A 23,881-nucleotide genomic window follows, 5' to 3' on the forward strand; every position below is an offset into this window, starting at 1 on the left:
CGGCCGATGTGCCCGAGCGGCCCCTCGGCTCGCAGCGCACCATGTGTAACGCGTCCTAGGAGGCTAGGGATAAGGCGGGGGAAAGAGGGCGAGCCAGGTTGCGCAAATAGCAAGACGGACGTACGGTTTTGTTTGAGATCGCAATCGGCGGTAAGTGTTACCTAACCTCGGCGGCACCCCGGCCGGTGCGACAGACTGCTCAGGACTACTCACGGTCGCTGGTGTGAAGGAGTACGACGTGGCGAGCCTCGACACCTTCGGTGCGAAGACCCAGCTACGCGTCGGAGACGCGAGCTACGAGATTTTCAAGATCGACAAGGTGGACGGCCACGACCGGCTGCCGTACAGCCTGAAGATCCTGCTGGAGAACCTGCTGCGGACCGAGGACGGCGCGAACATCACCGCCGACCACATCCAGCAGCTCGGCGGGTGGGACCCGACCGCCGACCCGAGCGTGGAGATCCAGTTCACCCCGGCGCGGGTGCTGATGCAGGACTTCACCGGCGTGCCCTGCGTGGTCGACCTGGCCACCATGCGCGAGGCCGTACGTGACCTGGGCGGCGACGCCTCCAAGGTCAACCCCCTCGCCCCCGCCGAGCTGGTCATCGACCACTCGGTGATCGCCGACCTGTTCGGCCGCGAGGACGCCTTCGCCCGCAACGTCGAGCTGGAGTACGAGCGCAACAGGGAGCGCTACCAGTTCCTGCGCTGGGGCCAGACCGCGTTCAACGAGTTCAAGGTCGTCCCGCCGGGCACCGGCATCGTGCACCAGGTCAACATCGAGTACCTGGCTCGCACCATCATGGAACGGAACGGGCAGGCGTACCCGGACACCGTCGTCGGCACCGACTCGCACACCACCATGGTCAACGGCCTGGGCGTGCTGGGCTGGGGTGTCGGCGGCATCGAGGCCGAGGCCGCGATGCTCGGTCAGCCGGTCAGCATGCTGATCCCCCGGGTCGTCGGCTTCAAGCTCTCCGGCGAGATGCCGGCCGGCACCACCGCCACCGACCTGGTGCTGACCATCACCGAGATGCTGCGCAAGCACGGCGTGGTCGGCAAGTTCGTCGAGTTCTACGGCCCCGGCGTGAGCGCCGTGCCGCTGGCCAACCGGGCCACCATCGGCAACATGTCCCCGGAGTACGGCTCCACCGTCGCGATCTTCCCGATCGACGCGGAGACCGTCCGCTACCTGGAGCTGACCGGCCGCGACAAGCAGCAGGTCGCGCTCGTCGAGGCGTACGCCAAGGAGCAGGGCCTCTGGCACGACCCGGCGGCCGAGCCCTCCTACTCGGAGCGCTTGGAGCTGGACCTGAGCACCATCGAGCCGTCGCTCGCCGGCCCGAAGCGCCCGCAGGACCGGGTGCCGCTGGGCAGCGCCAAGACGCTGTTCCGCTCGGCGCTCACCGACTACGTCGCCGACGACTCCACCGGCGAGCGGGACCTCAAGCCGAGCGTGGCCCGCGAGGAACTGCCGCGCGGCGCGAACGGCCCGGCCGACGAGGCCAGCGCCGAGTCGTTCCCGGCCAGCGACCCGCCGGCCAACGAGTTCAGCGACCCGGCCGACGAGCCGCGCGACCTGGAGACCGCGGCCACCGGCGCCGGCGGTCGGGCCAGCAACCCGATCCGGGTCACCGGCACCGACGGCGTGGAGTACGAGCTGGACCACGGCGCCGTGGTGATCGCCGCGATCACCTCCTGCACCAACACGTCCAACCCGCAGGTGATGATCGGCGCGGCCCTGCTGGCCCGCAACGCGGTTGAGAAGGGCCTGACCCGCAAGCCGTGGGTGAAGACCACCCTGGCCCCGGGCTCGAAGGTCGTCATGGACTACTACGAGCGGGCCGGCCTCACGCCGTACCTGGACAAGCTCGGCTTCAACCTCGTCGGCTACGGCTGCACGACCTGCATCGGCAACTCGGGCCCGCTGCCCGAGGAGGTGTCCGCCGCGGTCAACGAGCACGACCTGTCGGTCGTCTCGGTGCTGTCCGGCAACCGCAACTTCGAGGGCCGGATCAACCCGGACGTCAAGATGAACTACCTGGCGTCCCCGCCGCTGGTCGTCGCGTACGCCCTCGCCGGCACGATGGACATCGACCTGGCCAACGAGCCGATCGGTGAGGACACCGAGGGCAACCCGGTCTACCTGCGGGAGATCTGGCCGAACAGCGCCGAGATCCAGGACGTCATCGCCCAGGCGATCGGCGCGACCGGCTTCAGTGCCGCGTACGCCGACGTCTTCGCCGGTGACGAGCGGTGGCAGTCACTGCCCACCCCGACCGGCGACACCTTCGCCTGGGACAGCGACTCAACCTACGTGCGCAAGCCCCCGTATTTCGAGGGCATGCAGCAGGAGCCGAGCCCGGTCGTCGACATCTCCGGCGCGCGGGTGCTGGCCAAGCTGGGTGACTCGGTGACCACCGACCACATCTCGCCGGCCGGTGCGATCAAGGCGGACTCCCCCGCCGGCACCTACCTGGCCGAGCACGGCGTGCCGCGCCACGAGTTCAACTCGTACGGCTCGCGCCGGGGCAACCACGAGGTGATGATCCGGGGCACCTTCGCCAACATCCGGCTGCGCAACCAGCTGGTGCCCGGGGTGGAGGGCGGCTTCACCGTCAACCACCTGACCGGCGAGCAGACCTCGATCTACGACGCCTCGATGGCCTACCAGGAGGCCGGCATCCCGCTGGTCATCCTGGCCGGCAAGGAGTACGGCTCCGGCTCGTCGCGGGACTGGGCGGCCAAGGGCACCATGCTGCTGGGCGTCCGGGCGGTCATCGCCGAGTCGTACGAGCGGATCCACCGCTCCAACCTCATCGGCATGGGCGTGCTGCCCCTGCAGTTCCCGGTGGACGTCACCGCCGAGTCGCTGGGCCTGACCGGCACCGAGATGTTCACCATCACCGGTGTGACCGCCCTGAACGACGGCGACACCCCACGCACGGTGACGGTCACGACCGACACGGGCGTGGAGTTCGAGGCCGTCGTGCGGATCGACACCCCGGGTGAGGCGGACTACTACCGCCACGGCGGCATCCTGCAGTACGTGCTGCGCCGCATGATCGCCAACTGACGTCGTACACCTGAAGGGCCGCTTCCCGCACTGGCGGGAGCGGCCCTTCAGCATCTCTGCCTTCCCATGCCTCGGGTTACTGTCCCGGTGCCCTTTGCTCTGCTTCACTCCGCGCAACACTGACTGTTCGGTGCCGTTGCGCCCGTTGAAGCAGAGCAAAGGGCAAGAATGAGGTACGGCCAGCGACGGATCCGGGAACAGGTCCCCGCTCAGCGCAGCCGCAGTGCGACCGCGCGGGCCTCCTCGGTGCGGAACGGGTGATCCGCGAGAACTCGGGGATCAGGGTCACCCGTCAGGCCACGTCCGCCGGTGCCGCTCGCAGTGCCGGGCGGCGCGCTGGAGTGCGCCGAGCGAGAAGATCGCGCCGATCTTGCAGTTTCTGTTGTCAACATGAGTGGGATATCCCTTTTGCCGGGACAGAAAGTGCAAGATCGCGGAGCCGGGGGCGGTACCGGCCCGGCGATCATGGAGTTGTGGTGCCTGGTTTGCGGTTGCGCGGGGTTTTGTTGCCCACCGCAACTCCATGATCGGCGGGGCGAGGGCGAGGGCGGGGCGGGGCGGGGCGGGGCGGGTGGGGCTTAGCGGGACAGTTCGGTCGCTCGCTCCAGCAGTGCGCTCCGCTCGTCGGTCGAACTCACCATCGCCGCCGCCTCCCGGAACAGGGTGGCCGCGCGGCTCCGGTCGCCCTGCTGGGCCACCAGGTCGGCCTCCACCGCCGCAGCGAGCGGGTAGCCGTCCAGCCCTCCCCCGGCACGCGCCGCGTCGAGCAGGTCCAACCCGGCGGCCGGCCCGTACGCGTAGCCGTGCGCGACCGCGCGATTGAGCGCGATCACCGGTGAGGGCCGAATGTCGGCCAGCGCGTCGTAGGCGCGCGCGATCGTCGGCCAGTCGGTGGTGTCGGTGGACGACGCGGTGGCGTGGCAGGCGGCGATCCGGGCCTGCCACGCGTACGGACCTTCGTCGCGTACCCGAGCAAGGGCGGCCTGGCCCTCGGCGATGGCGGCGCGGTCCCACTGTGCCCAGTCCTGCCGCTGGAGGGTGAGCAGATTGCCGTCCGCGTCCCGGCGGGCGTCCCGCCGGGAGTGCTGGAACAGCAGCAGCGCCCGCAGCGCGGCGACCTCGGACTGCTCCGGCATCAACCCGTCCAGCAACCGGGCCAGCCGGACGGCCTCGTCGGCGAACGCCGGTTCGCCGTCGGGGACGTAGCCGCGGGTGAACAGCAGGTACAGCACGGCGAGCACGCCGGGCAGCCGTTCGGCCAGCGCCGGCCCGGTCGGCACCCGGTACGGGATGCCGGCCTGCGCGATCCGGGTCCGGGCCCGGGTCAGCCGGCGGGTCATCGTCGACTCGCTGACCAGCAGCAGGCGGGCGATGTCGGCGGTCGGCACGCCGCAGACGGTCCGCAGGGTGAGCGCCACCCGGGCGTCGAGCGCGAGCGCCGGGTGGCAGCAGGTGAAGATGAGCCGCAACCGGTCGTCCACCACGTCCTCCCCCGCCCCGGCCTCGGGCTGCGGATCCTCCGGCGTGAGCACCGCCAGTTCGTGCAGCTTGCGCCGTTCGACGGCGGCCCGGCGCAGCACGTCGATCGCGCGGTTGCGGGCCACCGTCATCAGCCAGGCGCCCGGGTTCGTCGGCACGCCGTCGCCGGGCCAGCGTTCCAGCGCGACGGCGAGGGACTCCTGGGCGCAGTCCTCGGCCAACGTCCAGTCCCCGGTGAGTCGGATCAGGGTCGCGACGATCCTGGGGTACGCGTCCACGCCGGCGGCCGCGACGGCCCGCGCCGCCGCGGCCGAGCCGACGTCGTCGGGCACCTCGGTCGTGGTGTCGGTGCCGGTCATCCGATCAGCTGGACAGCGCCCCGTACGGGCGCAGCTCCAGCCGTCCCTCCCGGGCCATCGGATGGGCGCGCGCCACCTCGATCGCCTCGTCCAGATCCGCGCAGTCGAGCAGGTCGAAGCCGACGATCACCTCGGCGGTCTCCGCGAACGGCCCCTCGGAGACCAGCAGCTCGCCGGCACGCACCCGGACCGTGGTGGCCGCGCTGGCCGGTGCCAGCACGTTGCCGGTGAGACGGCGGCCACGGGTGTCGTTGTCGGCCACCCACTTGTGGATGTCGGGCAGCTCGGTCGGGTCGGTGTCCGGTGCGGTGTCGCTACAGACGAACATCATGAACTTCATCGGTCGCTCCTGTCTCTCGGGTCGTCGCCAGCATGACGAGCGGACCGGAGCGATCCGGACAGCCTCCCGGAAAAAACCTCGGTCAGTCTCCGCTGGCGGCGCGCCGGCGGGCCTCGCGGGTCTTCATGGCGTGCTCCATGAGGGTCACCAGCACCTCCTTGCTGGACTCCCGCTGACGCGCGTCGCAGAGCAGCACCGGTACGCCCGGGTCGAGGTTCAGCGCGGTCTGCACCTCGTCGAGCCGGTACTTACGGGCGCCCTCGAAGCAGTTCACCGCCACGACGAACGGGGTGCCCCGGCCCTCGAAGTAGTCGATCGACGGGAAGCAGTCGGCCAGCCGGCGGGTGTCGGCCAGGACCACCGCGCCGATCGCGCCCAGCGCCAGCTCGTCCCAGACGAACCAGAACCGGTCCTGCCCGGGCGTGCCGAACAGGTAGAGCACGAGGTCGTCGCTGATGGTGATCCGGCCGAAGTCCATCGCCACGGTGGTGGTGGTCTTGCTCTCCACCCCGGACAGGTCGTCGATGCCGACACCGGTCTCGGTCAGCACCTCCTCGGTGCGCAACGGCCGGGTCTCGCTCACCGCTCCGACCATGGTGGTCTTGCCCACGCCGAAGCCACCGGCGACCAGGATCTTGATCGCGGTGGGCAGTGGCGTCGCTCCCGCCGGCCGGTCAGAGTGCCCGTAGTCCATTGATTACCGCCTCGAAGATGCTGTTGTCGGGAAGGCCGGCCGTGGTGTGCGGCTCGCGTACCTGCACGAGGTTGCGGGCCGCCAGGTCGCCGAGGAGCACCCGGATGGTTCCCACCGGCAGGTCGAGGTGGGCGGCGATCTCGGCGACGGACTGTATTCGCTGGCACAGGCCGACGATCGCCAGGTGCTCGGGACCGATCCCGACCTCCGGCGTCACGTCGGCGCGGGTCGCGGTGACCAGGGAGATCAGGTCGAACGTGCCGGTGACCGGGCGGGCCCGCCCGCGCGTCACCGCGTACGGGCGCACCACCGGGCCCGCATGGTCATCCACCCACTGATGCTCTGCGGAATCCCCGTGCACCGTCATGGCCGTTACCTCTCGCCAGCCGACTGTTCGGCGCTCCGCGACGGGGAGGCCACGTACTTGCCGACGCGGGTGACGAGCATCGCCATCTCGTAGGCGATGAGACCGACGTCGGCGTCCTCGGTGGCGAGGACGGCCAGGCAGGCGTTGCGGCCGGCGGCCGTGACGAACAGGAACGACGACTGCATCTCGATGATGGTCTGCTGCACCTGCCCGCCGCCGAAGCGCTTGCCGGCGCCCCGGGCCAGGCTCTGGATGCCGGCCGCCATCGCCGCGAGGTGCTCGCCGTCGTCCCGGCTCAGCCCTTGCGAGGAAGCCATCAACAACCCGTCGGTGGAGAGCGCGACCGCATGCTCGGCCTGCTTCACCCGGCCCACCAGATCATCCAGCAACCACGTCAGGTCGGCACTCGAAGCCGTCTTCTGGGCCACTTCGTCGTCCTCTTCTCGCCCGGCAGTTGCGCCGTATTCGTCTTGGGCTTGACCGTCACACCGCGCGGGAACCCCCAGCGCTGGTGCTCGGTCAGGTCGCTTGCGGTTCCTCGTCGGTCGACTCGGGCGTCGCGCCCGACGCGCCACCGAGCAGCCGCGCCGCGTCGGTCCGCCCGCGCCGGGTGCCGGTCTGATAGGAGCTCATCATCCGGCGTACCTGCTCGGGTGGCCGTACCACGTCCTCCTCGTCGGACTCGGTCGCCGCCGCCGGGTCGTCGCGCAGCTCGGGCACGATGTTCGCCTGGCGGACCCGGACCGGCAGGCCGGAGCCGGTGCGGTCGGTCTCGGTCCGCGCGGGGACCGGCCCGCCGTCGGTGCTCGGCTCGCCGCCACCCGTCCCGGCCCGTTCCACGGCGGGCAGGCCGGTGGGCACCGTCGGGCCCTCCAGGGCCGGCTGGCCCAGGACACGCCGGGCCCGGGTGGGCAGGTCCGCCGCCGCGGTCCGCTGGCGGGTGGGGAGTACGACGTCCTTGTCGCTCCCGTCCGTCTGCTCGGTGGTGGTACTGCTCTCGGTCAGCGCCGGCGCGGCCGGGGTCACCGGCTCCGGCGCGCCCGGTGCGCTGATGTCCGTCGCCGAGGTGGCGACCGCGACCGTCGAGCGGCTGGCGGGACGACCGCCCTCGACGGGTCCGACGGCGGTCGGGCCGGCCGGCAGCGCGATGGCCGTCGGGCTGGCGGGGGTCGCGCCGGAGTCCTCCGGGTCGGTTCCGTTCGCCGTGATCAGCTCCAGCGGGATGAGGACGACGGCGGTGGTGCCGCCGTACGCCGATTCCTTGAGACGGACCCGCACGCCGTGCCGCTCGGTCAACCGGCTCACCACGTAGAGGCCGAGTCGGGCGGCGTTGGCGAGGTTCAGCTCGGACTGGTCGACGATGCGGTGGTTCGCCGCGGCCAGGTCCTCCTCGCTCATGCCGAGGCCCCGGTCCTCGATCTCGATGGCGAAACCGTTCGCCACGAGTTGGCCGCGGACCTCCACGGTGGTGTGCGGGGGCGAGAACGACAGGCCGTTCTCGATCAGCTCGGCGAGCAGGTGGATGATGTCGCCGACCGCGCGGCCGGCGAGCGAGACGGCGCCCAGCGGCAGCACGTTGACGCGGGTGTAGTCCTCCACCTCGGCCACCGCGCCGCGCACCACGTCCACCATCGGGACGTTGCGCCGCCAGGCACGGCCCGGGGTGGAGCCGGAGAGCACGATCAGGTTCTCCGCGTTGCGCCGCATCCGGGTGGCCAGGTGGTCGACGCGGAACAGGTCCTCCAGCTCCTCCGCGTCGTGTTCGCGCCGCTCCATCGCGTCGAGCAGGGTGAGCTGGCGGTGTACCAGCGCCTGGGTTCGCCGGGCCAGGCTGAGGAAGACCTCGCGGACGTTGCGACGCAGCTCGGCCTGCTCGACGGCGGTGCGCAGGGCCGTCTCCTGGACGGCGTTGAACGCCTTGCCGACCTGGCCGATCTCGTCGGTGCCGAACTCCAGCGGAGGCGCTTCGGTGGCGACGTCGACCTCCTCGCCACGGCCCAACCGGTCGACCACCCGGGGCAGTCGCTCGTCGGCGAGCTGCCAGGCGGCCTGCCGCAGCCGGTCGAGCTGGCGCAGGAGGGTACGGGCCGTGGTGATCGAGACGACGACCGAGGCGATGACGGCGAGCAGGCCCAAGCCGGTGGCGAGCACGAGCCGGACGACGACCATCACGGCCACGCCGGTGGCCCGGCCGACGATGCCCTCGCCGCCGTCGACGACGGCGTCGTTGACGTCGGCCAGGGCCGGCTCGACGGTGCCCCGCCACTGCTCGGCGCTGACCGGAAGCTGGGTCGCCGGGCGGCCCTCGCGGATGATGCTGTCCTGTACGGCGCGCAGGCGGCTGAACGCCTCGCCCTCGACGAGCTGCTGGTAGCGGCGTTGGTCGGCGTCGGCGAGTCGGGCCTGGGTCTCCTCGCCGAGGAACCGCTCGGCGCCGACCAGGCTGACGTAACGGGCATACTCGGGACCACTGATCCGGCCCGTGCCGAAGAGGCCGCTGAGCAGCGCGTCCTCCTGCGAGATCAGCTCCTTCATCCGGTTGAGCTGGATCAGGGCCGCCGCGTCGGCGGCGATCTCCTTGTCGTCGAGGCTGCCGGTGACGTCGTAGATCCGGAAGATCGATTCGATGGCGTCGGTGTAGGCGTCGGCGGCGGAGATCCGGTCGACCTTGCGGCCGAGCACGTCGGCGCGGGTCTGCTTGAGTTCGTCGATCTGTGCGATCGTGGCGTCGAGTTGGGCGTCGAGGGCCTTGCTGCCGGCCACGCCGACCTGCCAGTTGCGCGCCGACTCGGCGAAGTCGTCCGCCAGTTGGGCGGCCTTGCGCTGTTCGGTCTCCAACGCCGTACGCTGCGCGGCGTCGGGGTTGCTCAGGTACGCCTGGGTCAACCGCCGCTCGAGCTGCAACTCCTGCAACAACGGCTCGCTGGGCGCGTACACCTTGCTGTTGAGCAGCTGGACACCGAGCAGGTTGAAGCCGTCCCGCAGGGTCACCCAGGCCGCGAACATCCAGAGCGCGACCAGGGAGAGCAGCAGGGCGACAACCTTGGTGCGGATACTCGTACCGCGAGAACGCATTGAACCGTCCCAGGCAGGGCGTTGACTCAGCTCATCAACGGGTGATCATGGAGGACGACGTCCCGCCGCGGCGGGTCGTACGGGGCTGAGGCTCTGCGTACGCTAGCAGTGTCCACACAACCCCTCAAGTCGCTGTTTTTGTTGCCTGGTAACCACAATCCACCACCGAACGGTCGACACCCGTCAGGTGAACGGAGGCGAGCCGACAGGCGGCCAGGATCGCCGCGCGAACGATCGCGGTAGGACAGTACAGCTCTTTGCCGTACCACAGTGGACGGTCCGCCCGATCGGCCGGTCGGTGCAGGTAGGCGTGGCCACGCAGCACCGCCTCGTCGACCTGGGGCGCCCCGGTCGGCGCGGCCACCAGCACCTGTAGGGCGTACGCGGTCTCCTCGGCCGTGCCGCCCCACCGCCCCCACGACCCGTCGGCACGCTGACTGTCGAGCACCCAGCGGGCCGCGCGGTCGAGCGCCTCGGCCGCCCCGCCGCCGCGACCGAACTCCGCCAGCGCCAATGCGCAGCAGGCCGTGGCGTAGTACGGCGAGGCGTGCCACCGGTCCTGCCAACGGCCGTCCGGGAGCTGGTGTGCGGGCAGCACGGCGCTGAGCCGGTCGACCGTCCGGTGGTACCGCGCGTCCGCGCCGGGGTGGGCGGTCACGTGCTGGCCGAACGCGTCCAGCACGTGCGCGTTGGTGGTGACCGAAAAGCCGTCCTCGCTCCCCGGCCAGGTGCAGAACCCGTCCGTCGTCTCGTACGCCCACAGGCCGGCCGGGTCGGCCGGACGGCCGAGCCGGGCCAGCGCGTCCAGCGTGACCGAGGTGGTGTCGGCGTCGGTGGGCAGGCCCTCCCCGGTGGCGACTCCCTCGGCGGCGGTGGCGGCGGCCAGGGTGCGGAGCAGGCTCGCCGGCGGGTTGACCGAGACGCCCGCGCGGCGCAGGCCGCTGAGCACCCAGGCCCGCTCGAACACGGTGATCGGAGTCGGGCAGGGCACCGGTCCGTCAGCCTCACGGATCAGCGTCCGCAGGAAGGTGTGCGCGGCCGGGCCGGCGTCCGGGCCGACGACGCTGAGCCAGGCGGCGGTCGCGGCGGGTGACGCGCCGACGGCGGTGAGGGTCGGTCCGGCGTCGGCCGGTGTCGCGCCCAGCACCTCGTAGAAGTGGGCCAGCTTCGCCGGCAGCACCACCCCGGCGGCGAGCGCGGCGCGTACCGCGTGCAGCCGGTCGGGGCCGAGCCCGGCGGGCAGTGCCAGCGGGGAGCGCGGCAGCCGCTCGGCGGTCGCGCCGGCCACCCGGGAGAGCCGGGACAGCCGGCCGTTGATCGACTCGACGAGCGCGGGGACGATGAGGTCCAGCGCCGGGGTGTCCGGCAGTGCCCGCGCGGGCGTGGCGAGCAGCCGGTCGGTGAGCGCGTGCAGCCCGCGCGCCGCCGGGGCGAGCAGGTCCGCACCGGCCGGTACGGCGTCGGCCAGCACCGCGAGCAGCGCGTCGGTGGCGCTGAGCGTGGGCACCAGGGCGTACCCCTCGGGTGGGCCCCAGGCACCGTCCGGGCGCTGCTCGCGCAACAGGAAGTCGATCCGCTTCTCGTGACCGGGCAGCCAGGGCGCGTCGGCGACCAGCCGGCCGCTCTCGTACACCGAGGGGGCGACCTGCCCCCACGGTCGCAGCGCGAGGCCGGCGATCAGCTCGCGCGCGGCGTCGGTGGCGGGCTCGGCCAGCACCGGCCCCGGAATCTCACTCATCACGGGCCCCCCAGAAGTCCGACACCTGGTAGAAGCCGCCCGTGAAGGAGATCTGCCGGTGCAGGTAGTCCGCCTGGCGGGGGCAGCGCTCGGCGAGGGCGGCCAGGTCGCCGCGGGATCGGCTGGTCAGCTCGGCGAGCCGGGCGTGCACCCGCGCCGGGTCGTCGACCAGCAGCAGGGCGTTCAGGTCGCCCCACTCTGCGTCCCGCTCGTGCGTGGCGAGGTCGTTGACCAGGCGCAGCACCCGCTGCACGCCACGTGAGGCGTCGAGCAGGTCGGTCAACTGGGCGAGGGTCTTGGAGTCGCCGGTGGCGATCCAGTGCGTGACGTTGACGAATGAGCAGGCCAGGTTGTCGGCGTTGTCCAGGTAGCGGTCGAGGTCCGGCAGGCGCTGCCCGGTGGTCGGGTCGGTCGGCAGGTTCTTCCAGTCCCACTCGCGCGAGACGGCGGCGAGCATCCGGGCCAGCTCGTCGCGCCAGATCGGGCGCAGCCGGCGGAACGCCGGCACGGTGGCCAGTTCGTCGCGCAGGTCGGCCAGCAGCCGGGCGAGGTGGCTTCCCGGTGGCGGCGCGGCGCCGTCGGCGACCGCCAGGCAGTCGGTCACGATCGTCCGGACGTCGTCGGCCGACCGGGCGAGGTAGTCGACCTGCCAGTCGGCGGCGAAGACCCAGAGCAGGGTACGGGTGGTGATCCGCAGTTCGTCGGCGGTGTGCCACGGCGCGGTGAACGCGATCGCGGTGGCCACCGAGCTGAGCAGCGCGGCGTCGAACGGCGCGGCGTCGAAGAGTTCCGGGTGGGCGGCGGTGACCCCCTGCAGGTCGCGGACACCTCGCACGGCGAGCGCGCAGACCCGACCCTGCTCGGCGACGGCGTCGGGCCCGGCCTGCACCGGCCACGGCGTGCCGGTCACGATGCGACCGGACGCTCGACCGGGGTGACGATCAGCTCGGCCCGCTGCTTGGGTTGCAGCGAGGCGCCGAGCCGGGGTGTCAGGCCGACGGGTTCGCGCAGCCGGAACCGGTAGCGGCTCAGCACGGTGCTGACGATGAGCTGCGCCTCCAGCAGGAACAGATACTGCCCGAGGCACTGGTGCGGGCCGCCGCCGAACGGGAAGTAGGAGTAGCGGTAGCGCCGGCGGGGCTTCTCCGGCGCGAAGCGCTCCGGGTCGAACAGCGTCGGGTCGTCCCAGAAGGTCGACATCCGCTGGGTGACGTACGGGCTGACCAGTACGGTGCCACCGGCCTTGATCCGCACACCGCCCAGCACGTCGTCGCCGACCGCGGTCCGGGGGATCATCCAGCCGGCCGGGTAGAGCCGCAGCATCTCGTCGAGCACCATCCGGCCGTAGCGCAGCTGCGGCAGGTGCTCCCGGCCGACCCGCTCGGCGCCGACCACCCGCTCGATCTCGTCGGTCATCAGCTCGGCCACGTCGGGCCGGGACGCCAGCACCGGCCACAGCCAGGAGAGCAGGGCGATGGTGGTCTCGGTGGCGGTGGAGAACATCGCCACCACGTCGCCGCGGATCGCGTACTCGTCGGGCTCGCTGCCGTCGGCGCGCGGCCGGCACAGGGTGGAGATGATGTCGTCGCCGTCGGTGGGCCGGGCCCGGGCCTCCCGGATGATCGGCAGCACCACCTCGTCGATGGTGCGTACCGCCTCTGCGAAACGGCGGTCACCGGGCATCGGCACCGCGTACGGCACGAACGGCACCAGCAGGCGGGGCAGCATCGCGGTGGTGACGGTGTCCAGCGCGGCGCTGATCCGCAGCGCGTCGGGCACCGAGATGCGGTCGGCGAAGAGCACCCGCATGGTGGTCCGCAGCACGATCCGGGTCAGCTCGGCGCCGCCGTCGATCGGACGGCCGTCGCGGGCCGGCTCCAGCCACTCGTCGACGGCCTCGTTGATCGCCTCGGCCATCCGGTCGACGAGCGTCTCGGCGCGCTTGGCGGTGAACAGCGGTTGCAGGGCGCTGCGGCTGGACTCCCAGATCTCGCCCTCGGCGACCAGGATGGCGTCGCCGACGATCCGGCGGACCGGCCGCCACAGCAGACCCTCCCCGTCACGGGTGTAGTTGGCAACGTTGTCCCTCAGCACTCGTTGCAGGTGCTCGGGATGGCTGACGAGGTACGGGCGGAACGAGCCGAGGTTCAGCCGGACCACCTCGCCGCCGGCGGCGTCGGCGAAGCCGACGAGCGCGCCGAGCGGGTCGCGGACCAGCGCGGGCAGGGCACGACGGAGTGGGATCATCCGGGGTTCGGTGCTGACGGGGGCGGGGCCGGCATCGGACACCTGGGACATGCGCTGTCTCCTCGTCACCCCGACGGCCTGGGCGGTCCACTTCGGCCGGTCGGGGCTGTGAAATTTTCACCTTCTGGGCGTCGGAAGCATCTCACCAATTCCGGGACACCTCTAGATCTCTGACCGGTGAGATTTGACCAATGTCCCAGACGAGCATCGATGTCTTGGCCGCGCGACAGTCCTGAGTGGATCGTCAGGATGCGACACCGACGCAGGTCGCGCCCGTACACCGATCACCCGCCGCCGCCGGCGGGGTACGGACGACGACGGGCCGGTGGGTCGATCGGCCGCCGGACCCGCCGGACGGGTCGCGCCCGTGCGATCCCAAAGGTCGGGCAGCGCAGTGAGCAAGGACGCACCGGTACCCCCGAATCCGGGCGACGGCGGGCACCCTGTGCCAGGCTCTGTGGCATGGACGACAAGACCATCCTGAACCGGATCTCCGAGCTGGTCGACGAGGAGCACCGGCTGCGCGCGGAGGCCCAGGCCCACGAGTCGGGCACCGAGGGCGAGGCCGGCGAGCGGCTGCGCGCCCTGGAGGAGTCCCTCGACCAGTGCTGGGACCTGCTGCGCCGTCGGCGGGCCGCCCGGGCCACCCACGGCGACCCCGACTCGCAGGGCGAACGCCCCAAGCCCGAGGTGGAGCGCTACCTGCAGTGACCGACACGGACGGGTCGGGCGGCCGTCGCGGCCACCCGACCCGTTCCGGTCAGCGGATGCCCGCCTCGCGCAGCAGCTCCCCGGTCAGCGTGCCGGGGTCGACCTGCTCGGCGCCCAGCCCTCGCGCCGCGAACCAGGCGCTGACCACCCGCACGTCGCGGGCCAGGAACTCGGGCCCCTGCGGGTTCGCCACCACGTCGACCACCTGCGGCAGGTCGATCACGACCAGCCGCCCGGAGTGCACGAGCAGGTTGTACGGCGACAGGTCGCCGTGGGCGTAGCCGGCCCGGGCCAGCACGCGCAGCGCCTCGACCAGCTGGCCCCACAGGTCGCGCAGCTCGGCCGGGCCGGGCCGGAGCTGGGCCAGCCGGGGCGCGGCGAGTCCGGCCTCGGCGTCGCCGACGAACTCCAGCATCAGCTCGGTGCCCCGCAACTGCACGGGGTACGGCACGGCGATCCGGTCGTGCCCGGCGCCGATCTCCCAGAGTCGCGCCAGCGCGGCGAACTCGGCCGCCGCCCACTGCCCGGCGATCATCTGGCGGCCGAAGGCCGTCCGGCCCGCCATCGCCCGCATCTCGCGGGACCGCCGCACCCGGCGGCCCTCCAGATAGCCGGCGTCGCGGTGGAACAGCCGGTGCTCGGCGTCCCGGTACCGCTTGACCGCCAGCAGGCAGGACCGGTCCGTGTCCGGTACCGCCCGGCGGACCAGGTGGACGTCCGCCTCCTTGCCGGTCTTCAGCATGCCCAGCTCGGTGTCCTTGGCGGCCAACTCGGTGACCAGCCAGGCCGGGTGCGGCTCCGGCCCGTGCACCGCGTCGTCCCAGGACGACCAGCGCTCGCCGGTGTCGGGATCAGGCTCGGTGTCGGGATCGGCGGGCAGCTCGGTGGGCCGGGCCGCCCGCTTCAGAAACTGCGGTTCGTCGTCGTCGAAGCGGCGCTTGCCGCGGGTCCGGCGCTCCGGCGCCGGGAGGTCATGATCGCGCACTGTGGTGAGGTTCCCTTGATCGAGGCGGAGGTAGGCAGCTGGAAGCGACCTGCGAAGACGGCCATGACCGGCCTCCTCTCCTCGATCGGGCGGTACGCCCGGTGCACCATGCGCCGCCCATCCTCGTAGCGGCCCAAACGGCGGGTCAACCGAATTACGATGCGGACGCGAACAGCGAGCCGCGTCAGCTCGCGAGCACCGTCGCGACCGCCGCGATCAGCCCATCCACCGTGCGGCTCGGCGCGAACCGGACGTCCGACCAGGTCCGCCCCCGGTGCAGCCAGACGCTGGGCAGCCCGACCGCGGCGGCGCCGCCGATGTCCGCCTCCGGGCTGTCGCCGACCACCCACGCGCCGCGCAGCGGCATCCGGACCCGCTGCGCGGCGAGCGCGAAGATCCGCGGGTTGGGTTTGCTGACCCCGGCCTCCTCGGAGATCACCCAGTCGGCGACGTAGCGGTCCAGGCCGGTACGACGGATCTTGGCGTCCTCCACGCGTACCGTGCCGTTGCACACCACCACGGGCACCCACCCCGCGTCGTCGGCGATACGCAGCGCGCAGGCGGTCAGCGGATCGAGCCGGGTCTGCGCCACCACCCCGTCGTGCAACTCCTCCACCAGATCGATCGAGGGGATACGCAGCTCGTAGCGGTCCCGGATCGCGTCGGCCAGGTCCCAGCGGTCGGTCAGCCCGTCGGCGTCGATCGAGACCAGCCAGTCGATGTCGATGAGGGGCGCGCCGATGCCGTCCAGGAAGCGCTCACCCCAGCGGCGGAACGCCCCGGCCCGGTCGAGCAGGGTGTTGTCCAGGTCCAGCAGGAGCAGTGGCACTCGGGCACCCTACGGGACCGACGTGTCCGCCAACAGACCCGCGTGTTTCGACTTCACGATGGGCTTAACCGGTCAGCGACATTCGCGGGCCGCCCTGGCCCGGCAGCAGATCGGCGAGCATCGAATGGGCCGCCCGGGTGGCCGTGAGCGCGGCCGGATCGAGGGTCGCCACGAGCGTCTGCGTGCCCTCGTCGGCGCCCCGGGCGAGCGTACGTCCCTGCGGGTCGTAGATCGCCGCGCCGCCGTTGAAGCGCCACGGGTCGCTGCCGCCCACGGCGTTGGCGAAGACCACGAACATCGTGTTGTCCAGGGCCCGCGCCGCGTAGTACAGGTCCCGGCGGTGCTCCGAGCCGGTCAGGTAGCCGCTGGGGCACAGGTAGGCGTGCGCGCCGTCGAGCGCGGCGGCCCGGCCGTGCTCGGGGAAGCAGCCGTCGTAGCAGATGCCCAGCCCGAGCCGCCAGTCGTCGACGAGCAGCGTGGCACCCCGTCCGCCGGGGCTGAACAGCTCGCGTTCGTCGCCCCAGAGCTGCTGCTTGTCGTACCCGACCCGGACGACGCCGGCGCGGTCGACCACGAGGGCGGCGATGGTCCGCCGGTAGTCCGGGTGCCGGACCGCCGCGCCGACCACCACGGTGCTCCCGGCGGTCCGGGCGGCGGCGCGCAGCGGGTCGAGCCGGCCGTCGGCAACCACCCCGGCCGGGTCGGCCGCCACGTGGGTGCCGGTCGGATCGGCGGCGAGGGTCGGCGGGTGGTACGCGCACAGGTACAGCTCGGGCAGGACGACCACCCGGGCGCCCTGCCCGGCGGCCTGCCGGACCAGGTCGGCGGCGGCCGCCGCGTTGCCGGCGACGTCACCGGGCGTCGGGGTGGCCTGGACGGTGGCGACGGTCAACGGGCCGGACGGCGCGGGGTACGAGCGGGTCACCGGTGGATCGTAAACGGCACGTTACCAAGCCGTACGTACGGTTTGCACCGCCCGAGGTGACCTGCGACGATCGAGGTGTGCCCAGAGTAAGTCAGGACCAGCTCGACGCGCGCCGGCAGGAGATCCTTGCCGCGGCCCGGGCGTGTTTCGCCCGCCTCGGCTACGAGGGGGCCACCGTCCGCCGCCTCGAGGAGGCCACCGGGTTGTCCCGAGGCGCCATCTTCCACCACTTCCGGGACAAGGACTCGCTGTTCCTCGCCGTCGCGGAGGACGACGCCGCCGCCATGGTCGAGACGGTCGCCCGCAACGGTCTGGTGCAGGTGATGCGCGACCTGCTGGCCCGCGCCGTCTCGCCGGACACCACCGGCTGGCTGGGCAGTCAACTGGAGGTCTCCCGCCGGCTGCGCACCGATCCGGCGTTCGCCAAGCGCTGGGCGGAACGCTCGGCCGCGATCGCCGAGGCGACCCGGGACCGGCTGGCCCGCCAACGCGACGCCGGGGTGCTGCGCGAGGACGTACCCATCGACGTGCTGGCCCAGTTCCTCGAGCTGGCCTACGACGGCCTGGTGCTGCACCTGGCCATGGGCCGACCGGCCGGCGACCTGGGTCCGGTGCTCGACCTGGTCGAGGAGGCGGTCCGCCGCCGCTGAGCGGGCCGCCGCCCCGGCCCGGCCGGACCGGATGGCGACGGTGCTCCACAATGGGGCCGCCGAACCCCTCCGGCGACAGGAGCAGCCGATGATCGTCCACGCCGCCTCGGGCGACACCTGGGGCATCCCCGGCCCGACCTTCCTGCGGCTCTACCTCGTGGTGGCCGTCGTCCTGACCGCCCTCGCGGTGCTGCACCGGGTACGCCTCGCCACCGGCGCGGAACCCCTCGTCGCGGAATCACTCGGCGCCCAGGAGGTCGCCTACCTCAACGGTGGGCCGGCCCTCGCGGTGCACGCCGCGCTGGGCGGCCTGCGCAGCAGCGGCGCGATCGACGTCGGCCCGGATCGTCGCCTGCGCACCACCGGCCCGACCCCGACCGGGCTCACCCCGCTGGAGCAGGCGATCCACTGGGCCGCCCACCAGGGCCTCCGGGCCCGGGACCTGGCCCAGGACGAGCGGGTGGCCGCCGCACTCGACCAGCTCGGCCTCGGCCTGGAAGGACGGGGACTGCGGGTGAGCCAGGCGCAGCAGAACACCGCACGACAGTGGCGGGTCGTCCTCGCCGCCCTGCTGGTGTTCGGCGTCGTACGGCTCTTCGCCGGCCTGGCCAACGGGCGGCCGGTGGGCTTCCTGCTGCTCACCCTTATCGGCGTGCTGGTGGCGGTGCTGCTGCTCTGGCGGGTGCCGCAGGCCACCCGGGCCGGGCGCAGCGCGCTGCGCGACCTGCGGAACCGGCACCGCCACCTCGCTCCCGACTCGTCCCCCGCGTACGCCACCTACGGCGCGGCCGGCGCGGCGATGGGCGTGGCGCTGTACGGCACGGTGTCGCTCTGGGCCATCGACCCGGGCTTCGCCGAGCAGGCCGAGATCCAGCGCCAGGCGATCGCCAGCAGCGGCTGGTCGTCGGGGGCCGGCACCGGATCGTCGGGCAGCACCGGCAGCTCCTGCGGAGGCGGCAGCTCCTGCGGTGGCGGCGGTGGGTGCGGCGGATGACCGGCCCGTACGGCGTCGGCATCGGCTGGCGGCCCGAGATCGCGGGTTTCGTGGCCGAGCTGCCCGGATTGCGCTTCGTCGAGGTGGTGGCCGAGTCGTTGGCGTCGACCGGGCCCCGGGAGACCGGGCTGGCGCAGCTGCGCGAGCGCGGGGTGACAGTCGTACCCCATGGGGTGCGGCTCTCCCTCGGCGGCGCCGAGCCGGTCGACCCGGCCCGCGTCGCGCACCTGGCCGCGGTCGCCCAGCGGTGGGACGCCCCGCTGGTCAGCGAGCACATCGCGTTCGTCCGGGCCGGCGGGTTGGAGGCCGGACACCTGCTGCCGTTGCCGCGCAGCCGGGAGGCGGTCGACGTGGTCTGCGCGAACGTGACCCGCGCACAGGAGCAGCTACCGGTGCCGATCGCGCTGGAACCGATCGCCGCCCTCTTCGACTGGCCCGACGACGAGCTGGACGAGGCGGACTTCCTCACCGAGATCCTGGACCGGACCGGTGCCCTGCTGCTGCTGGACGTCGCCAACGTGCACGCCAATGCCCGCAACCGGGGTACCGACCCGCTCGCGCTGCTCGACCGGCTGCCGCTGGACCGGATCGGCTACGTGCACGTGGCCGGCGGGGCGGAGCGCGGTGGCTTCTACCACGACACGCACACCCATCCGGTGCCGCCGGAGGTGCTGGAGCTGGTCGGCGCGCTCTGCGCCCGGCAACGACCACCGGCGCTGCTGCTGGAACGCGACGGCGGGTACCCGCCGGCCGCCGAGCTGCGCGCCGAACTCGACGCCCTGGCCGCCGCGTCCGGCTTTCCGGCCGTGACATGACCGACGCTGTCGCCGACGACCGGCACCGCAGGCCGGGCGGGCACGAGTCGCCGCACCCCGGCCTCGCCGCGCGGCAGGCGGAGCTGGTCGCGGCGTTGGTCGCCGGAGGTCCGCCGCCGGCCGGATTCGCGGCCGGGCCGCTGGCCGCCGCGCGGGCGGCGCTGCTGCACAAACGCGCCGGTGAGGTGGCCCGGCACTGGCCGCTGCTCGCCGCCGGCCTCGGCGCGGCCTGGCCCGCGACCTTCGCCGACTGGGCCGCCGACCGCCCCACGGCGGGTTCGCTGCGCGACGGCTGGGAGCTGGCCCGGACCCTGCGCGGTCGGGCGGCGCTACCACCGGCCGGCGCGGAGGAGCTGGCGGTCCGGGAGGCGAGCCTGCGCTACGACGGGCGCACCCCGCCACGTCCGCGCCGGCTGCCCGCCGTGGCCCGCGCCGGCGGCGCCGTCGCGGTGCAGGTCGCCGGTCGGGTACGCCTGCTGCGCTCCGCCGCCAACGTTGGCGGGGACGCGCCGAATGGGGCACGATCGGCATTATGGATCTCGGACTGACCGACCGGGTGTACGTGCTCACCGGCGCTTCCCGCGGCCTGGGTTACGCGACGGCGCAGTGCCTGGTCGCCGACGGCGCCCGGGTGGTGCTCTCGGCACGGGACCCGGACGCGGTGGCCGCCGCCGCCGAGCATCTGGGCGGCCCGGACAAGGCGGTCGGCGTCGCCGCGGACCTGTCCGACCCGCAGACCCCGGAACGGCTCGTCGCGGCGGCCCGCACGCACTTCGGCCGGCTCGACGGCGCGCTGGTCTCGGTCGGCGGGCCGCCCGCCGGCAACGCCGCCTCGATCACCGACGAGCAGTGGCGACACTCCTTCGAGACCGTCTTCCTGGGCACCGTCCGCACGGCGCGCACCGTCGCCGGCGCGCTGCCCGAGGGAGGCGCGATCGCTCTGGTGCTGTCCACCTCGGCCCGTGGCCCGGTGCCCGGACTCGGCATCTCCAACGGTTTGCGACCCGGCCTGGTCGGCGTCGCCAAGGACATCGCCGACGATTACGGCCCGCGCGGCGTACGCGTCGTCGGTCTGCTGCCCGGCCGGATCATGACCGACCGCAACCGGGAGCTGTTCGCCGCGACCGGCGACCCGGAGCGCGCCCGCGCCGAGGCAAAGGCGAGCATCCCGTTGCGCCGCCTCGGCGATCCGGCCGAGTTCGGTCGGGTGGCCGCCTTCGTGCTCTCCCCCGCCGCGAGCTACCTGACCGGCCTCACCGTGCCGGTCGACGGCGGCGCACTGCGCGGCCTGTGACAACGAACGGCCGAGCCGACGCTCCGACACCGGGCACCGACGGTCGTGCCGGCGATACGTCCTCGACGCTGAGCGGCCGAGCCGGCGATGCGCCCTCGACGCCGGGCGACCGAGCCGGCGATGCGCCCTCGACGCTGAGCGGCCGAGCCGGCGATGCGCCCTCGACGCCGGGCGGCCGAGCCGGCGCGGGTGTTACGCATCCCCGGCCCACTCGGGCGGACCTGGCCGCGGCCGCCGACCGGACCATCCCCGACGTCCTCGCGCCGGGGTTGGCGGTGCTCTTCGTGGGCATCAACCCGGGCCTCTGGTCGGCCGCGACCGGCTGGCACTTCGCCCGACCCGGCAACCGGTTCTGGCCGGCGCTGCACCTGGGCGGGTTCACTCCCCGACTGCTGCACCCGAGCGAGCAGGACGCGTTGCCGGCCCTCGGGCTCGGCATCACCAACATGGCCGCCCGGGCCAGCGCCCGCGCCGACGAGCTGAGCCCTCAGGAACTGCTCGACGGCGCGGCGATCCTGACCGACAAGGTGACCCGGTACCGGCCACAGTGGGTGGCCGTGGTGGGGGTGACCGCGTACCGGATCGGTTTTCAGCGGCCGAAGGCCGCCTTCGGGCCGCAGCCGGAGTCGCTGGCCGGCGCGCGGCTGTGGGTGCTGCCCAACCCGAGCGGCCTCAACGCGCACTTCACGCCGGTAACGCTGGGCGCAGCGTTCGCCGAGCTGCGCGCGGCGACGGCCCTACCCGACCGCCGCCCGGCCTGACCGCCGCGCCGCACGGCCTGACCGCGTCGCGGTTGATCGACTCGGTTGCACGGACGTCGTGCTGTCAACGCGACCGGGACACCCCGACCTCCAGAAAACCGAGTCGATCAACGACATCCACCGTGGACCGGAAACGCCGCCACGTCGCCGTTGTCCGCTGTCGATACCCTGCGCGCATGGCCGGCATTCGCCTCGCGCTGCTGCTCGCACTGTCCCTGGTACTCGTCCTCGCGTCGGTCGTCGTGGTGGCCGTGCGGCGTCGGCGCAAAATCGCCCGAGCGGACTCCAGGCAGGCGGGGCTGGATGCCGCGCGTAAGGCGATCCGGCAGAGCACCCGCGAGAGCCGGCGGCGTCGCCGGGGCAGCATTCGCGGCAAGGGCGGCGGCGGTAACGAGAACCTGGCCATCGACGCCGGCGTGACGAGCGGTCCCGGCGGCATGCCGTAGCCCTGTCCGCCTGTTGATCGACTCGACATCATGGAAGTCGGGCTGTCGTAGCGGCCGGGACACCCCGACTTTCAGTAACCCGGGATCGATCAGCGGCGTCCGTCAGTTGGCGGCGGCGGGCGGCATCGCCTCGTCGGCGACGTACGTGCCCAGCGGCATGACCACCGGCTCGGGGCCGGTGGCGTCCACGAAGGGACGCGGCGAGTCGGCGACGGCGAACTGGGTGCGGTACAGCTCGGCGTAGAGGCCGCCGACCGCCACCAACTCGTCGTGCCGGCCCCGCTCGACGATCCGGCCGCCGTCGAGCACCAGGATCTGGTCGGCGTCCCGGACCGTGGAGAGCCGGTGCGCGATCACCAGGGCGGTACGTCCGGCGAGCGCCACCGACAGCGCACGCTGCACCGCGGCCTCGCTCTCCGAGTCCAGGTGTGCGGTCGCCTCGTCGAGGATGACGATCGACGGGGCCTTGAGCAGCAGCCGGGCGATGGCGATGCGCTGCTTCTCACCGCCGGAGAAGCGGTAGCCGCGCTCCCCCACCGTCGTGTCCAGCCCGTCGGGCAGTGACCGGACCAGGTCGGCGACCTGGGCACCGGCGAGCGCGGCCCAGATCTCGTCGTCGGTGGCGTCGGGCTTGGCGTAGCGCAGGTTCTCGGCGATCGTCTCGTGGAACAGGTGCGAGTCCTGGGTGACCACGCCGATCTCCTCGCGCAGCGAGGCGAGCGTCGCGTCGCGGACGTCCACTCCACCGACCAGGACCTCGCCGTCGGTGACGTCGTAGATCCGAGAGACGAGCATCGACAGCGTCGACTTGCCCGCCCCCGACGGCCCGACCAGCGCGACCATCTGCCCCGGCTCGACGCTGAACGAGACGCCCTTGAGCACCGGCTCGTTGACCGTCCGGTCGAGGGTGGCGACCTCCTCCAGCGAGGCGAGCGAGATCTCGGCGGCGCTCGGGTAGCGGAAGCGCACGTCGCGGAAGTCGACCCGGCCGGCGCCCCGGGGCACCGGCACCGCGTCGGCCTTCTCCACGATGCCGGGCTGAAGGTCCAGCACCTCGAAGACGCGGTCGAAGGAGACAAGTGCGCTCATCACGTCCACGCGGACGTTGGAGAGCGCGGTGAGCGGCCCGTACAGGCGGGTGAGCAGCAGCGCGAGGGTCACCACCGTGCCCGCGCTGACACCGCCGGTGACGGCGAGCCAGCCACCGAGACCGTAGGTGAGCGCCTGCGCCAGCGAGGCGACCAGCAGCATCGCCACGAAGAACGTGCGCGAGTACATGGCCGACTGGATGCCGATGTCGCGGACCCGCTCGGCGCGGCCGGCGAACCGGCGGGCCTCGACCTCGGGCTGCCCGAAGAGTTTCACGAGCAGCGCGCCGGCCACCCCGAACCGCTCGGTCATCGTCGCGTTCATCTTGGCGTCGAGGTTGTACGCCTCGCGCGTGATGTCGGCCAGCCGCCGACCGACTCGACGTGCCGGAATGATGAAGATCGGCAGCAGTACCAGCGAGAGGGCGGTGATCTGCCAGGACAGCGTGAACATCACCGCGGCGGTCAGCACCAGCTGGATGACGTTGCTGACCACGCCGGACAGGGTGGAGGTGAACGCCCGCTGGGCGCCGAGCACGTCGTTGTTGAGCCGGCTGACCAGAGCGCCGGTCTGGGTGCGGGTGAAGAACTGCAACGGCATCCGCTGCACGTGGTCGTAGACCCGGGTGCGCAGGTCGAGGATGATGCCCTCGCCGATGCGGGCGGAATACCACCGCTGGGCCAGGGACAGCAGAGCGTCGGCGACGGCCAGCCCGGCGATGAACAGGGCCAGCCGGATGACGAGCTGACCGGCCTCGGTGCCGCCCCGGTTGATCGCGTTGATCACGTCGCCGGCGAGCACCGGCGTGGCGACGCCGATGATGGCGGCGAGCACGACGGTGGCCAGGAAGACGACGATGTCGCGCCGGTAGGGCTGGGCGAAGGCGACGATGCGGCGGGCCACCCCACGCTTGAGCCGGTGGGCCGAGACCTCGTCGCGGTTGCGCATCGACCGGAGCATGCTCCACCCGGCCATGCCACCGCCGGACATCGGGTTGGACACCACTC

22 protein-coding genes are annotated in these 23,881 nt (G+C 72.7%); 9 read left to right on the forward strand and 13 right to left on the reverse strand.

Annotation, left to right across the window (positions count from 1 at the left end):
- Nucleotides 1-223 precede the first annotated feature (223 nt).
- A complete protein-coding gene (locus tag ACN263_RS19830) occupies nucleotides 224-3,076 on the forward strand; it encodes an aconitate hydratase (RefSeq protein WP_422735874.1) in 2,853 nt (950 codons plus the stop codon).
- Between the two features lie 578 nt (nucleotides 3,077-3,654).
- On the opposite strand, the gene ACN263_RS19835 is transcribed toward ACN263_RS19830, so the two are convergent.
- The 9 genes from ACN263_RS19835 to ACN263_RS19875 form a co-directional block, all read right to left on the reverse strand.
- A complete protein-coding gene (locus ACN263_RS19835; RefSeq protein ID WP_422735875.1) occupies nucleotides 3,655-4,914 on the reverse strand; it encodes an RNA polymerase sigma factor in 1,260 nt (419 codons plus the stop codon).
- A gap of 4 nt (nucleotides 4,915-4,918) precedes the next feature.
- Entirely contained in the window at nucleotides 4,919-5,254 is a 336-nt protein-coding gene (locus ACN263_RS19840) for a YciI family protein (protein WP_422735876.1), read from the reverse strand.
- Between the two features lie 82 nt (nucleotides 5,255-5,336).
- The gene (locus tag ACN263_RS19845) at nucleotides 5,337-5,948 is read right to left on the reverse strand and encodes a GTP-binding protein (RefSeq protein ID WP_422735877.1); all 612 of its coding nucleotides are present in this window, start codon (nucleotides 5,946-5,948) and stop codon (nucleotides 5,337-5,339) included.
- On the reverse strand, nucleotides 5,929-6,315 hold the full coding sequence (locus ACN263_RS19850; RefSeq protein ID WP_422735878.1) for a DUF742 domain-containing protein: 387 nt from the start codon (nucleotides 6,313-6,315) through the stop codon (nucleotides 5,929-5,931). The genes ACN263_RS19845 and ACN263_RS19850 overlap by 20 nt, the downstream gene beginning before the upstream one ends.
- A 5-nt stretch (nucleotides 6,316-6,320) precedes the next feature.
- Nucleotides 6,321-6,743, reverse strand: a complete 423-nt coding sequence (locus tag ACN263_RS19855) for a roadblock/LC7 domain-containing protein (RefSeq protein ID WP_422735879.1) — start codon at nucleotides 6,741-6,743, stop codon at nucleotides 6,321-6,323.
- Nucleotides 6,744-6,834: 91 nt separating this feature from the next.
- On the reverse strand, nucleotides 6,835-9,390 hold the full coding sequence (locus tag ACN263_RS19860; protein ID WP_422735880.1) for a nitrate- and nitrite sensing domain-containing protein: 2,556 nt from the start codon (nucleotides 9,388-9,390) through the stop codon (nucleotides 6,835-6,837).
- A 124-nt stretch (nucleotides 9,391-9,514) separates the two neighbouring features.
- Entirely contained in the window at nucleotides 9,515-11,128 is a 1,614-nt protein-coding gene (locus ACN263_RS19865) for a prenyltransferase (protein WP_422735881.1), read from the reverse strand.
- A complete protein-coding gene (locus tag ACN263_RS19870) occupies nucleotides 11,121-12,038 on the reverse strand; it encodes a terpene synthase family protein (RefSeq protein WP_422735882.1) in 918 nt (305 codons plus the stop codon). The genes ACN263_RS19865 and ACN263_RS19870 overlap by 8 nt, the downstream gene beginning before the upstream one ends.
- The gene (locus tag ACN263_RS19875) at nucleotides 12,035-13,372 is read right to left on the reverse strand and encodes a cytochrome P450 (RefSeq protein WP_422740760.1); all 1,338 of its coding nucleotides are present in this window, start codon (nucleotides 13,370-13,372) and stop codon (nucleotides 12,035-12,037) included. Before ACN263_RS19875 ends, ACN263_RS19870 begins: the two co-directional genes overlap by 4 nt.
- A gap of 465 nt (nucleotides 13,373-13,837) precedes the next feature.
- On the opposite strand from ACN263_RS19875, the gene ACN263_RS19880 reads away from it, so the two are divergent.
- Nucleotides 13,838-14,086: a DUF2630 family protein gene (locus ACN263_RS19880; protein WP_422735883.1), complete on the forward strand. Its 249-nt coding sequence runs from the start codon at nucleotides 13,838-13,840 to the stop codon at nucleotides 14,084-14,086.
- A gap of 49 nt (nucleotides 14,087-14,135) precedes the next feature.
- On the opposite strand, the gene ACN263_RS19885 is transcribed toward ACN263_RS19880, so the two are convergent.
- The 3 genes from ACN263_RS19885 to ACN263_RS19895 all read right to left on the reverse strand — a co-directional run bounded on the left by ACN263_RS19885 (nucleotide 14,136) and on the right by ACN263_RS19895 (nucleotide 16,825).
- The gene (locus ACN263_RS19885; protein ID WP_422735884.1) at nucleotides 14,136-15,071 is read right to left on the reverse strand and encodes an RIO1 family regulatory kinase/ATPase; all 936 of its coding nucleotides are present in this window, start codon (nucleotides 15,069-15,071) and stop codon (nucleotides 14,136-14,138) included.
- A 184-nt stretch (nucleotides 15,072-15,255) separates the two neighbouring features.
- Complete coding sequence (locus tag ACN263_RS19890; protein ID WP_422735885.1) at nucleotides 15,256-15,900, reverse strand: HAD family hydrolase; 645 nt, start codon at nucleotides 15,898-15,900, stop codon at nucleotides 15,256-15,258.
- 64 nt (nucleotides 15,901-15,964) lie between these two features.
- Entirely contained in the window at nucleotides 15,965-16,825 is an 861-nt protein-coding gene (locus ACN263_RS19895) for a carbon-nitrogen hydrolase family protein (RefSeq protein ID WP_422735886.1), read from the reverse strand.
- A gap of 77 nt (nucleotides 16,826-16,902) precedes the next feature.
- Between ACN263_RS19895 and ACN263_RS19900 the strand changes: the two genes are divergently transcribed.
- From ACN263_RS19900 to ACN263_RS19930, 7 genes are all read left to right on the forward strand, one after another.
- A complete protein-coding gene (locus tag ACN263_RS19900; protein ID WP_234591495.1) occupies nucleotides 16,903-17,475 on the forward strand; it encodes a TetR/AcrR family transcriptional regulator in 573 nt (190 codons plus the stop codon).
- Nucleotides 17,476-17,563: 88 nt separating this feature from the next.
- On the forward strand, nucleotides 17,564-18,469 hold the full coding sequence (locus ACN263_RS19905; protein ID WP_422735887.1) for a TIGR04222 domain-containing membrane protein: 906 nt from the start codon (nucleotides 17,564-17,566) through the stop codon (nucleotides 18,467-18,469).
- Nucleotides 18,466-19,284: a DUF692 domain-containing protein gene (locus ACN263_RS19910; protein ID WP_422735888.1), complete on the forward strand. Its 819-nt coding sequence runs from the start codon at nucleotides 18,466-18,468 to the stop codon at nucleotides 19,282-19,284. Before ACN263_RS19905 ends, ACN263_RS19910 begins: the two co-directional genes overlap by 4 nt.
- Entirely contained in the window at nucleotides 19,281-19,832 is a 552-nt protein-coding gene (locus tag ACN263_RS19915; protein WP_422735889.1) for a hypothetical protein, read from the forward strand. Before ACN263_RS19910 ends, ACN263_RS19915 begins: the two co-directional genes overlap by 4 nt.
- Nucleotides 19,817-20,578 (forward strand): SDR family oxidoreductase, encoded by a 762-nt coding sequence (locus tag ACN263_RS19920; RefSeq protein ID WP_422735890.1) that lies wholly within the window; start codon nucleotides 19,817-19,819, stop codon nucleotides 20,576-20,578. The genes ACN263_RS19915 and ACN263_RS19920 overlap by 16 nt, the downstream gene beginning before the upstream one ends.
- Nucleotides 20,579-20,712: 134 nt before the next feature.
- Complete coding sequence (gene mug / locus ACN263_RS19925) at nucleotides 20,713-21,339, forward strand: G/U mismatch-specific DNA glycosylase (protein ID WP_422740761.1); 627 nt, start codon at nucleotides 20,713-20,715, stop codon at nucleotides 21,337-21,339.
- 176 nt (nucleotides 21,340-21,515) lie between these two features.
- Entirely contained in the window at nucleotides 21,516-21,785 is a 270-nt protein-coding gene (locus ACN263_RS19930; RefSeq protein ID WP_422735891.1) for a hypothetical protein, read from the forward strand.
- A gap of 102 nt (nucleotides 21,786-21,887) precedes the next feature.
- Here ACN263_RS19930 and ACN263_RS19935 read toward each other — a convergent pair whose 3' ends face one another.
- On the reverse strand, nucleotides 21,888-23,864 hold the full coding sequence (locus tag ACN263_RS19935; RefSeq protein ID WP_422740762.1) for an ABC transporter ATP-binding protein: 1,977 nt from the start codon (nucleotides 23,862-23,864) through the stop codon (nucleotides 21,888-21,890).
- Between the last annotated feature and the right edge of the window lie 17 nt (nucleotides 23,865-23,881).

It is taken from the genome of Micromonospora sp. WMMD729 (assembly GCF_049315225.1).
In the GTDB taxonomy this organism is placed as follows: Bacteria; Actinomycetota; Actinomycetes; order Mycobacteriales; family Micromonosporaceae; genus Micromonospora.